Raw genomic sequence first — 12,071 nt, 5'->3', positions numbered from 1 at the left:
AATAGCTCGATGTAGTCGTCAAACAATTCTTGGCGCTCTGTGGCATTTGAATTCCCACGTTTGGGAAGAAGTTTCCACAGCAGCGGAATGGCCACGCCTTTATAACAAACACTGAGCATCAATATGTTGATATCCAAGCTCCCAAATTGCCAATTGGTTCTGTCCATGCTCAAGCGGTAGGGCGGTTTAGAGGGCAAAAGAGCAAATATCAGCCGGGCGAGTAAACGCCTCTCTATAAGAAACTCGGCGAAAAATCGTTGCACCCGTCGATGGCTCGATTCGTAGGTTGCCTGTCCCTCAAATCCTTGCGCAAGCTTTACGAACGAAACCGTTTGTAACTTGCACATTGCACAAACAATTGAAATCGTGCACTTTACCCGTGCTTTATGCCATCCGGTCGTTTCTTTAAACAGTTGGATTAATTCGCTATATTTGTTATCAACCTTGGTGTTCACGTATAGTACAAAAGATGTGGTAATCAGCTGTAATATACTGAATATCAAGGTTTTATCCAAATGCTTTAGATTATTATTTAATTGATTTTCAATTATTTAACTGTTTTGTCATGTACTAAGCACGAATTCATAAAAAATAAATTATTTGGACAGGACTTTGAGTATCCTGATATCAATGCTGTTGGCGAGATGCACGTTTTGGACAATGGTCTATTAAGGATATTTCCACATCATGAGAATGAAGTATTTAATGGGTGTTTTTATGTGTTGATGGATGCTGGGACATATTCAACAGCAAGTGGATTCTGTGCTTTGATTAAGGATAACAATTTGGGCACTCTAATTGGCGAGCCAACTGGTGGGCTGGGCTCATCATTTGGCAATTTTGCAACTATCCAACTGCCCAACTCAAAGATCCCATTAGATATATCCACCAGCAGGTATTACCGTCCAAACGCGGATAGAGACTTTTATCCTGTAATTCCAGATAGAGAAGTAAATTTTAGTGGGAGAACTTTTAACGAAATTCTTATCTATATAAACGATTTGTAGCATTATGAAATGGTCTAAATATAATATTGAGACAGAAGTTAACGGAATAGCCTATTTATATAATAGTTTATCAAATGCTTTAATTCAAGTTGATGAAGAGTTGCGGGGCTTAATAGAAATGATTAAAGCAGGGAAAGAGGATGTTGCTAATTACGAATTGACGGATCAACTTAATGCTATAAAGTTTATCGTCAAATCAGATGAAGACGAATTAAATTCCTACTATTTACAAGCTCTTAATCAAAGATATGAGCATAATGATTTATATTTGACAATTGCCCCAACCCAGGAATGTAATTTGGATTGTATATATTGTTATGAAAAATGGCGTGAGCCTAAATATTTAAATATAAATGTGGAAAATGCTATTGTTGAATTCATAAGTAAAAAGTTGCCAAATTATTTAAATATTGTCTGGTTTGGAGGAGAGCCGTTACTTGCTTTAAATTCAATTATTTCTTTATGTGAAAAAATAAATAGAATAGGTATAAGATCTGATTATTCAATTGTTACAAATGGTATTAGTTTAGATCTTAAAACCTTTTCTACATTAGTTCGCCATGGATTTTCACAGTTTCAAATTACTTTGGATGGTGAAAGGGCTTATCATGATAGTAGGCGTCCTAAAAAGGATGGTAGTGGATCTTTCGATCAGATCCATCAGAATATCTCAAATATTATTGAATATTGTAGAAAAGAAAGTATTAAGAATGTTAAAATTAACATCCGAGCTAATATTGATAAATCGAATTCTTCACAATATGCGAAATTGTTAAAATACTATTCAGAATTCGATCCTGAAAATCTTTTATGTGTAAGTCCTGGAATAACAAAAGATCATAATAATTGTACACAATTGAATTGTTTTAGCACTAATGAATACATTGATTTTGCTCTCAATTTATATAAGAAAAGTGCAATAAAAATAATTGATTTTTACCCTTCAAATACATTTACTGAATGCTTCGCTCGTCATTATAATAGTTACCTAATAGGACCAGATGGTAGATTATATAAGTGTTGGCATGATTTAGGGGATAATGAAAAGTCTATTGGAAATATCATGGACATAGAATTATTAAATAATGATCTATTAGCTAAATTTTTAATAGGAACTGATCCTTTTCAAGATAAAAAATGCAGAGATTGTCAGTTCATGATGGTCTGTGGAGGAGGATGCCCAAATGAAAGATTCATTAACAAGTATGAAGGTGGTAAAATAGATACTTGCTCTATCTTTAAGCATAAATTCAAAGAATTACTGTCTGCTCACATAGAGACTGAAAAAAATGAGTGATTATTTCGTGCATGTTCATCAACCCGATGCCATGGACTGTGGCCCTACCTGCCTGCAAATGATAGCCAGGCATTACGGCCGTAATTACTCCATACAAACACTTAGGGAGCGGTGTAATATTACACGCGCCGGTGTATCTATGCTTGGGATTAGCGAGGCTGCTGAGAGTATCGGTTTCCGCACGATGGGTGTGAAAGTTGGGTTTAACAAATTGGAGGGGAAAGATTCCCCTCTTCCATTTATTGCCCATTGGAACCAGGGACATTTCGTGGTGGTTTATGCCATTAAAAACGATAGGGTCTATGTGGCAGACCCGGCCCATGGCAAAATGGTTTATAATAAAGATGAGTTTATTAAATGCTGGGCATCAACCATAAATGGGGTTGAGCCCCAGGGGATCTGCCTTCTTTTGGAGCCAACATCTGATTTTTATTCCATGGAAGATGAAAAGCCTGACAAGTCTGGTTTTTCTTTTTTATTTAGATACCTTAAGCCTCATAAAAAATTTATCCTTCAACTGGTACTGGGGCTGCTGGTGGGAAGCATGCTGCAATTGGCTTTTCCTTTTCTTACGCAGGCTGTTGTGGATGTGGGTATAAACACCAGGAATCTGAATTTTATATGGTTGGTGCTTATTGCCCAGCTCATGCTGTTTGTCAGCCGTATGAGTGTGGAGTTTATCCGTTCATGGATATTGTTGCATGTAAGCACCCGCATCAACATATCTCTCATAAGTGATTTTCTAATAAAGCTGATGCGGTTGCCAATTCGTTTTTTTGATACCAAAATGACCGGTGACATCATCCAACGGATTGAAGACCATAGCAGGATTGAGAATTTCCTTACCGGCCAAACGCTGAATGTTTTGTTTTCGATGGTTAATATACTGTTGTTTGGAGCTGTTTTGGCCTGGTACAACCTTCAAATTTTTGTGGTTTTCGTTTTTGGCAGCCTGCTCTATTTTATCTGGGTGTGGATGTTTCTGAAAAAAAGGCGTACAATTGACCACAAACGTTTCGCGCAAATGTCGTCCGAGCAAAGCAACCTGATTCAACTGATTATGGGTATGCAGGAAATAAAGCTAAACAATTGCGAGAAACAGAAGCGTTGGGAATGGGAGCGTATTCAGGCTCGATTATTCCGGGTTAATGTACAAAGTCTCTCATTAAACCAGTACCAACAATTGGGTGGGCTTTTTTTTAACGAAACCAAGAATATTGTTATCACCATATTGGCAGCCACAGCCGTGGTTAGCGGAAGTATGACTTTGGGTATGATGCTGTCGGTTCAGTACATCTTAGGACAATTAAACAGCCCCATTGACCAGATGATCAATTTTGCCCATGCAGCACAGGATGCAAAAATTAGCCTTGAGCGTTTGGGCGAAATACATAACAAAGAGGATGAAGAACCGGACAGCGATCGTTTAAAGGAGCTTCCGGATAAGGCAGGGCTCAGCATTGAACAAGTTATGTTTCAGTACGAAGGGCCCCACTCCCCAAAAGTACTGGATGATATAAACATCACTATCCCCGAAAATAGTATTACAGCCATTGTGGGAACAAGCGGGAGTGGAAAAACTACCCTTATAAAAATGCTCCTGGGGTTTTATGCACCTGTGGAGGGTCAGATAAAAGTTGGTGCTGTTAACCTTAACAATTTCAACCAGGGATGGTGGCGAAGTCGTTGTGGTGTGGTAATGCAGGATGGTTACATTTTTTCTGATACCATTGCACGTAACATTGCGGTAAGTGATGAGGTTATTGATAGAAGAAAGTTACTATATGCATGCAAAACAGCCAACATACAGGAGTTTATTGAAACCTTGCCATTGGGGTACAATACCATAATAGGGCAAGAGGGTACCGGGTTGAGCCAGGGGCAGAAGCAACGCATCCTGATTGCACGGGCAGTTTACAAAGACCCGGATTACATTTTTCTGGATGAAGCAACCAATGCTCTTGATGCAAACAATGAGAAAGTAATAATGGAAAACCTCGACCAATTTTTCAAGGGGCGCACTGTTGTTGTGGTAGCCCATCGTTTAAGCACAGTGCGCAATGCGGATAAGATCATCGTATTGGAAAAAGGGAGGGTGACAGAAACCGGTTCCCACATTGAACTGGTTGAACGCTGCGGGGCGTATTTTAATTTGGTCAAAAATCAGCTTGAATTGGGAAATTAATGAAGGATAAAAGTTATCATATTTCAGAAGAAGATATTGACGCTGTTCACCTGCGAAGTGAAGAGGTGAAGGAGATTATGAATAGAGTACCCGGTCGCATTGTCCGGTGGGGTATTTCCGTCATCACCCTCATTATTGTTGCCGTTTTTAGTTTTGCTTTTGTATTTCGGTATCCCGACATAATTCATGGTACATTTTATTTGCAAACAACAAATCCCCCGGCATTCCTTCTTGCACGTTCTACCGGGAAGTTGCAGGTATTGTTGGTATCAGAGGGGGATACCGTAAGCCCCGGACAGGTTTTGGGAGTTATCGAAAATCCTGCTGATTTCAATGCTTATCAAAATCTGAAACATATAGTGGGTACAAGTTTGCCTCCATTAGAGGTTAAAACAGTTATTGACTCAATCAGTGCTGCAAATTTACAGTTTGGCGAATTCCAAACCTCGCTATCTGCATATATTAAAGCCCTTGAAGCATATAAAAACTACATTGAATTAGATATTTACGGAGCACAGAAAATGGCTATTCAATTAAAGCATGATCAACTTAAAAGCCACAGCAAGCTTTTACAAAACCAAATCAACACCGAAAAGCTAAGTTATAAGTTAGCTGAACAAGCATTTTATCGGGATTCTCTTTTATACACTCAAAAGGTAATTGCCGCCTTGGAGTATGAGAATGCCAAGAAGATATTATTGGCTCAGAAAATGAGCCTGACCAATGCCGAGATATCTCTTTCACATACCTGTCTTTCTCTGTCAGAATACGAGCAACAATTAGGTGAGCTTAAACTGAATGAAAGACAATATGAACTAGAACTCTTAAGCAACATAGAACAATACAATAGAAATCTTCAAAGCGCAATCTCTGAATGGGAGGACCGCTATTGTTTAAAAAGCCCCATTCACGGTAAAACCTCATTTGCCGGGATTTGGAAAGAAAATCAAAATGTAGCTATTGGGCAACACGTTATGACCATCTTGCCATTTGAACAAACTGAAATAACCGGTAGGGTAATAATACCTGTCCATCGGGCTGGGAAGGTAATGCCCGGACAGGAAGTGAACCTTAAATTTTCAGATTTTCCGCATCGCGAGTACGGAATGCTTGTTGGCAGGCTTAATTCAATGTCATCTGTTCCTGATAGTGCCTACATTGGTACAATAGTTCTTCCTGATACGCTATTTACAAACTATGGCCGGCTACTGCCTTTCAGGCAAAATATGCGAGGAACAGCAGAAATCATTACCGATGATTTGAGTTTAGCACAACGACTGTTTTACCCCCTTAGATCTGTTTATAAGTCATATATATCAAATTAGTTTTAGATAGAGATTTTTTTTATTCTGGTACGGTTGAATAGCAATATTAAAATAAGGTATAGCAAAAGTGAATCCTATAGAGTTTCTTGGAATTTACTATAAATTTTAATTTTCTTCTAAAAAATTTGTTTGTTCACACCCATTGGGTTAAATTGCAATATCAAATAATTGAGATGCCTCCTAACCCGAGGAGTCTCTTTTTTAACCTTAAACCCGAAGTCCCATGCTGCTATCCCGAAAAATTCAACAGTTGCAACAACTGGATCAACTTATCCGGTTAAACTGTACAGGAAGCCCATCCCAGCTTGCCCAAAAACTCGAAATCTCAGAGAGTTCACTTTCCCAATTGTTACAGACGGCAAAAGATTCAGGTGCCGAAATCAGGTATAACTCATATAGAAACACATACGAATACATCACACCCATGCGTTTTGTTTTTGGGTTCCGGCCTGAAGCGCACATACAACTCGACACAATAAAAGGTGGCTTCTCCACGCGAAACAAAAGTCTTTCCTCGTTTTGCCAGAAAAACCCGGGGACTCTCCTGTCTTATTTAGAGGCAATCTAAATTTTATCATTTTCTCTCACTCCAGAGTTTTTGGAGTGGCACGCCATATTTTTACTCTGCATTTAATATTTATCCCGGCCGGAAAAACAATGCCCCGGATGCCGAAAAGGGACACATGGTGTGTGAAGAGTAGGCAGGTTATTACTTAAATACTTTTTGATATGAAAACGAATGAATCAATTCAAGAATCAGAATTTCAATTAAATGCACGGGAATTGTTAGAAAATTATCAAATGATTGAAATCCGAGGCGGTACACACTTCGACAGCAGAGTGCTTGAAGATGGAAATTGTCATGGAAATGGATGCAATCAAACATGTAAGAAAAACCAATAATCTTTTGCATTTTTTGTAGGCTCAAGTAATATTGAGCCTACAATTTACTATTAATGCGAATAAAGGGCGAAAATTTTAATTCGATAATAACAGTAGCAAGTTTACCAAACACATCTACTAACAGTTTATTCGTTGATCTAATTTTCAAAGTCCATTAATTTTTTTTGCATTAATCCAATTAATGAAAGCTCCTATTGATTTTCTTATTATAGATACAGCTATAGAAAACAGGCCATAGAAAAAACTATAAGAATGTTAAACTTACAACTCTTTAATTTTAAGATTTTGGTAAAAGATGTTAGTGTTAGCTAGTTGTTTACAAATATTGGCAATTATGAATTACGTTTTAAATCCCGATTATACTCTTTCAGTTGATGAAGGACGAGTTATGTTAATGTCAAAGGGCAAATATTTCCCTCCTAATTGGGGCGGAGTGTCTGGTTTTGAGGGCTTTATCCATCCTGTTTTTGCAGTGATTTTGTCCTTCTTTAAAGGAGGGAATTTTAATGACTCAATATCGGAGGCATCTGTTTACCTTAACGTAGATTTAATTTATATCAGACAGTTTGCTAAAGATTTGTTAAATAATGAGAATTTCTTCATTGTCAAATATGGAGACATCAGTATGGTATTTCCTCCAAAGACAATTGTGGAAACGACTGATGAGATGTCGATTTATTTGTACGACCCCCAAAGTTTTATCAATAATAATCGCATAGATTTGCGTCATAAGCGACATTCTTTACCAAGGGATATTTCACTGTTTCTCACTTCAAATTGTTATACTGATTGCTTGTACTGTTTGGCTGATAGAACGATGAATATACCTTCTGAACATCAACTGTCAACTCAGCGTATTTGTGAATTAATTCAGGAGGCTAAAGAGTTAGGAGTAAATTCTTTTGAAATTACTGGGGGTGAAGTATTTCTTCATCCTGATTGGTTTAAGATCGTGAGTCAATTAATTGATTGTGGTTTCGTCCCTTATATATCAACTAAAATTCCAATTAGTTATTCTATTGTTAAAAAACTGAAGTGTTTAGGTGTTAAGGAGATACAGATTTCTTTGGATTCTGCAGAAAACGAAATATTGAATAAATTAGTTCAACCAAAAGAAGGAGGGCGTTATTTAGAGCGAATGAAGAGGACATTTTATTTGCTTAATGAGAATGGAATTAACGTTTGTGTTCACACAATCATTACTTCATTTAATGATAGCACTCAAAATATAGGAATAATTTATGACTTTATTAAAGGATATGATAATATTAGTTCGTGGAGGATTGATGAAGCTTTTTTTTCTCGATACTCAAAATCAACCTGGAGTAAATTGAGAACGTCATTAAAGAAAATGAGATTAATACATGATTTTGTGAAAACTTATAGAGGAGATATAAATATTGATATTGACGACTACTCCTCTCAATCTATTAGTTTTGCAGATAAGAAAGAGTTTCTTAAAAAGGGAGTCAGATGTCCAGCAAATTACAGTTCAATGGGTATACTCCCAGATGGCATGGTTACAAGTTGTAGTCGTTTCTTTTGGACGCCTCAGTTTTTAATAGGGGACATTAAAAAAGACAGTATAAAAGATGTTTGGCAATCAGAAAAAGCAATTGAACTTTGGAATAAAAAAAGAGCAATTAGGGAATCAAACAAAACAACGAATAATGGAAGTAAGTGTTATCAATGTGGTGATTTTGATTTTTGTATTGATGCAAGTCGTGTATGTTGGAGTGAAATCGTGGATATATATGGACTTGAAAAATGGGACTATCCTGATATGCAATGTCCAGACTCTGATTTTGAGAAAGCCTATGAGAAAAACATTGAGTTATGATTAAGCGACTTTTAACAATCATCATTTTCTCAATAGCATTCTCCGTTTTTAGCCAACAAGCTTCATTAAAGGGAACAGTGATTGATTTAACCACACGCGAACCAATTTCTTATGCCTCTGTAATTCTGCTGAATCCTGCTGACAGCAGCCTGGTTGTTGGGTGCATATCCAATAGCAATGGCATTTTTCTTATTGAAAGTGTGCCTGATGGAAGTTACCAGCTCCATGCATCCCATCTGGGTTATGCGCCTTACACCATTCCTCATGACGTAAGTAGTATTTCATCGCACCCGCTCTTGTTGGAGCTATCTCCTTCTGAGACTCAACTTGGAGAGGTTGTTGTGCGCAGCAGTCGCCCTCCCATAAGCTTGCGAACCGACAGGAAAGTGATAGATGCCACAAGTTTTCCGTCAGCATCAGTAGCGCTCGATTTGCTGGAGAATATACCTTCGTTGCACGTGAGTTACGATGGGAAGCTTACCTATCGTGGCGATGGGGGATTTGTGGTGTATGTTAACGGAAAACAGGTGCCCAACGGAGAAGAAAAACTGCGTCAGATACCGGCATCACGTATCGATAGAATCGAGCTCTTAACAAATCCGTCATCGCGCTACAGTGCCGAGGGAACCGCAGGCGTTATCCTGGTATTTCTGAAGAAAAACAGACTTGAAGGATACGCAATTGGAACCAGTTTAAGGTATTCAACTCACGATGTATTGGAGCACCTGTTGTCTGTTGACCATAAAAGCGAAAAAGGTGGCTGGTATTTGGAGTGGCAATATGGAAGTTATGTCTGGTCCGATTTATCGGAGACTTACCACAGAAGTAGTTTTTTGGATGATGAATTATTCTCAGTATCTGCAAACAGAAACAAAAAGAGCTACGGAATAACCAACAATGTGGAGATAGGTTTTAATTATGATTTGACCGACAGGGATAATATTGATTTCTCAATCTATTTTCAGCCTTTTGAACGCACAAACCTGCGCAATGAAAGAGGTTTGTTTCATGAGCGCTTATCACGTGCAGGCGAGGAGGATTATAATATTTCTTATTGGATGCAGTCACAATACAAGATGCACTTTCAGTATGTGGGCGGACAGATAAGTTATGAACGCACCTTTGGGGCTGACGAAAATCATACGGTATCAACCTATTTTGATTATTCCTCCTACTTGGCTCCCACGCACGAGCGGCAACATGATTATAAATATTTTACGGATAGGGTTGAACGTGTAGGTTTTGCAGGTACAGAGGTAAACGAAGTAGCCGTAGATACAAAAATTGAATATATTTGGGAGTTGTCAGACGCCATCACCATCGAGAGTGGTGTAGAAGTTGAAATCAATCAAATACCCAAAGTAACTTCAGTAAGCGGAGAGTTTGCTGCAAACGGCACACTGGTTCCATTCCCGGGTGAACCTCTGAACCAAAATGTTGATTTTTCCCGGGATGTATTTGCTGCTTATCTGCTTTTTAAAAACAGCATTGGAGAGTTTGATTATCAATTGGGTATGCGGATGGAGCACTCAGCGCGAAAGGCCAATTATCATTTTGACGATACCGCCGATCAGACACTAGCGGTTCCGTATCATAAAAAGGAAGTAGATTTTTTCCCCGGATTTCATTCCACGTATAGTTTTACTGAAACCATCCAGATTTCGGCTGGTTATACCAGAAGGATAAGAAGACCGCGCTATTATGAACTTGTACCGCTAAAGCAGTATTCCGATCCATATTCATATTACTCCGGAAACGAGGCCTTATCGCCTGCTTTTTCCGAGGCGTTTGAGGTGACCTACTTAACATCCCGAAACAAAGATTTCTTTTCGGTGGAGGTTTTTGGTCGAAAAACCACCAACGTTATTCAACACTTTTCCCGAATTGTAGTTTCTGAAAAGGTTTTAACAACGCCCGAAAATGTGGGTAGATCCCTAAGTAGAGGGTGTGAAGTAATGGGTGGCGTAGATTTGTTTACCTGGTGGAATCTCAACACATCAATTTCATTATATGCTTATCGATTAAAAGTCAATATTGATAATGCGGAGCGTATGGAGGATAAACTCCGTTCTGACTGCAAAGTAAACAACACGTTTTTATTGCCAAAGGCCTTCACGCTTCGTTGGGGTTTGTATTATGACAGTCCGCAGGTAATGGCACAGGAGCGGCAATCTGGTCTGTTTTATTCAAATCTTTCTGTTACAAAAAACATACAAAACAACAGGTGGCAACTTAATGCATCGTGTTTCAATGTGCTCAACTCCCGAAAAACTACCGGAACAATTAGAGGCGATGGCTTTTTGGTTGAGTATGAAAGGAAGCATAAACCCTATGCAACTTTCAGGGTGGCCTATCGGTTTAATAATCAGAAATAATTAGTTGATTGATTTCGGTTTTACGTTTTAGTACGAAGGCCCGCATTCATATATCCAAAAGGTGATAGCCCTGTTGGATTATGAGAATGCGAAAATGAAGTTATTGGCCCCAGCTAAGCGTAGTTTTTAACTACGCACAAATTAACTTGTTATCTGTCATTACGTTGCTTTATTTTTCAGTAAAGCGAAACTAGCACTTTTATAAAAAAACTCCAGTTTTCTATAACGTGTAGTTGTAAAATGGGGTTAGCCAGATAAATCATTTTCGGCTCTCGGCATTCGCAGTTAAAAACTACCGGTTAAGATTCGACGTAGTCTGCCAAGGCATCTGCTTATACACAAGACTACGCCGATCAGAGTGCGCTATGAACTCGTAACAATAGGAAATCCTCTGTGTAAATGTTCGTATTTTAAACTTGGCAGTACTTTTTCAAGATTTTGCACCAGAAAACTTGTTAGAAATAAAGAACTGCCATCCTGTAACTGTAAGCTCCCCTAAAAACGGGACAGTTTAAAAATAGAAAATTAAATACTAGATTTAAGCTGTAATTATGAAAAAGAAAAGATTCACACCAGAACAAATCGCCTCTATCCTAAAAGAATTTGAAAAGGGAAAGAGCGTACCAGAAATCATTCGGGAACATGGCGTTAGTCAAGCATCCTTTTATAAATGGCGTCAACGCTATGGCGGATTGGAGGCTTCTGAGTTAAAACGTTTAAAGGAGCTAGAGGAAGAGAACCGGAAGCTTAAAATGATGTATACTGAACTGGCCTTGGATTTAAAGATAGCTCGTGAGATTATCGAAAAAAAGCTTTAAAGCCCTGCATAAAACGCGATATTGTTCATGAGCTTAGTTGTGATTTAGAAGCGAGCATTGGCAGGGCGTGCCGCGTTATAGGAATAAGTCGTTCAGTATACTATTACCAGTTAAAAAAGGACGATTCAGAATTAATTCAAGCCTTAGATGAGCAAATGCAAGCTCATCCTACTGAAGGATTCTGGAAAGCGTATGAGCGTTTTCGTATGGCCGGAAAACCTTGGAATCATAAAAGAGTTTATCGTGTATATTGTATGAAGGGCTTAAATATTAGACGTAAGACTAAAAACGTTTGCCTGCAAGAGTGCAACGACCGTTAGA

8 protein-coding genes and 2 pseudogenes are annotated in these 12,071 nt (G+C 38.4%); 9 read left to right on the top strand and 1 reads right to left on the bottom strand.

What is annotated here, in order from left to right:
• A pseudogene (locus ALKIM_RS20000) lies at window positions 1-347 on the bottom strand (IS4 family transposase); the annotation flags it as partial.
• A 213-nt stretch (window positions 348-560) separates the two neighbouring features.
• On the opposite strand from ALKIM_RS20000, the gene ALKIM_RS0107975 reads away from it, so the two are divergent.
• From ALKIM_RS0107975 to ALKIM_RS20245, 9 genes and pseudogenes are all read left to right on the top strand, one after another.
• Complete coding sequence (locus ALKIM_RS0107975; protein ID WP_162148805.1) at window positions 561-1,007, top strand: S41 family peptidase; 447 nt, start codon at window positions 561-563, stop codon at window positions 1,005-1,007.
• A 4-nt stretch (window positions 1,008-1,011) separates the two neighbouring features.
• Window positions 1,012-2,304 carry a radical SAM/SPASM domain-containing protein gene (locus ALKIM_RS0107970; protein ID WP_026474176.1) on the top strand — a complete coding sequence of 431 codons (1,293 nt, stop codon included), beginning with the start codon at window positions 1,012-1,014 and terminating at the stop codon, window positions 2,302-2,304.
• Window positions 2,297-4,489 carry a peptidase domain-containing ABC transporter gene (locus ALKIM_RS0107965; RefSeq protein ID WP_026474175.1) on the top strand — a complete coding sequence of 731 codons (2,193 nt, stop codon included), beginning with the start codon at window positions 2,297-2,299 and terminating at the stop codon, window positions 4,487-4,489. Before ALKIM_RS0107970 ends, ALKIM_RS0107965 begins: the two co-directional genes overlap by 8 nt.
• A complete protein-coding gene (locus tag ALKIM_RS0107960; protein WP_026474174.1) occupies window positions 4,489-5,814 on the top strand; it encodes an HlyD family secretion protein in 1,326 nt (441 codons plus the stop codon). Before ALKIM_RS0107965 ends, ALKIM_RS0107960 begins: the two co-directional genes overlap by 1 nt.
• A gap of 223 nt (window positions 5,815-6,037) precedes the next feature.
• Entirely contained in the window at window positions 6,038-6,382 is a 345-nt protein-coding gene (locus ALKIM_RS19240) for a hypothetical protein (RefSeq protein WP_052345479.1), read from the top strand.
• Between the two features lie 161 nt (window positions 6,383-6,543).
• The gene (locus tag ALKIM_RS19875; RefSeq protein ID WP_157363842.1) at window positions 6,544-6,717 is read left to right on the top strand and encodes a hypothetical protein; all 174 of its coding nucleotides are present in this window, start codon (window positions 6,544-6,546) and stop codon (window positions 6,715-6,717) included.
• Between the two features lie 334 nt (window positions 6,718-7,051).
• The gene (locus tag ALKIM_RS0107945; protein WP_162148804.1) at window positions 7,052-8,557 is read left to right on the top strand and encodes a radical SAM/SPASM domain-containing protein; all 1,506 of its coding nucleotides are present in this window, start codon (window positions 7,052-7,054) and stop codon (window positions 8,555-8,557) included.
• Window positions 8,554-10,932, top strand: coding sequence for an outer membrane beta-barrel family protein (locus ALKIM_RS0107940; protein ID WP_026474171.1), 2,379 nt, complete (start codon window positions 8,554-8,556; stop codon window positions 10,930-10,932). Before ALKIM_RS0107945 ends, ALKIM_RS0107940 begins: the two co-directional genes overlap by 4 nt.
• A 551-nt stretch (window positions 10,933-11,483) precedes the next feature.
• Window positions 11,484-12,071, top strand: a pseudogene (locus tag ALKIM_RS20245) (transposase); the annotation flags it as partial.

Origin of the sequence: Alkaliflexus imshenetskii DSM 15055, from assembly GCF_000517065.1 — a bacterium.
Taxonomy (GTDB): domain Bacteria; phylum Bacteroidota; class Bacteroidia; order Bacteroidales; family Marinilabiliaceae; genus Alkaliflexus; species Alkaliflexus imshenetskii.
This window is presented reverse-complemented; position numbering and strand designations above follow the sequence as displayed.

What these genes read in the sequence shown, in the direction of transcription:
- ALKIM_RS0107965 (WP_026474175.1), top strand. Translation starts at nt 2,297, where the DNA reads ATGAGTGATTATTTCGTGCATGTTCATCAACCCGATGCCATGGACTGT.
- ALKIM_RS19875 (WP_157363842.1), top strand. Translation starts at nt 6,544, where the DNA reads ATGAAAACGAATGAATCAATTCAAGAATCAGAATTTCAATTAAATGCA.
- ALKIM_RS0107960 (WP_026474174.1), top strand. Translation starts at nt 4,489, where the DNA reads ATGAAGGATAAAAGTTATCATATTTCAGAAGAAGATATTGACGCTGTT.
- ALKIM_RS0107970 (WP_026474176.1), top strand. Translation starts at nt 1,012, where the DNA reads ATGAAATGGTCTAAATATAATATTGAGACAGAAGTTAACGGAATAGCC.
- ALKIM_RS0107940 (WP_026474171.1), top strand. Translation starts at nt 8,554, where the DNA reads ATGATTAAGCGACTTTTAACAATCATCATTTTCTCAATAGCATTCTCC.
- ALKIM_RS0107945 (WP_162148804.1), top strand. Translation starts at nt 7,052, where the DNA reads ATGAATTACGTTTTAAATCCCGATTATACTCTTTCAGTTGATGAAGGA.
- ALKIM_RS19240 (WP_052345479.1), top strand. Translation starts at nt 6,038, where the DNA reads ATGCTGCTATCCCGAAAAATTCAACAGTTGCAACAACTGGATCAACTT.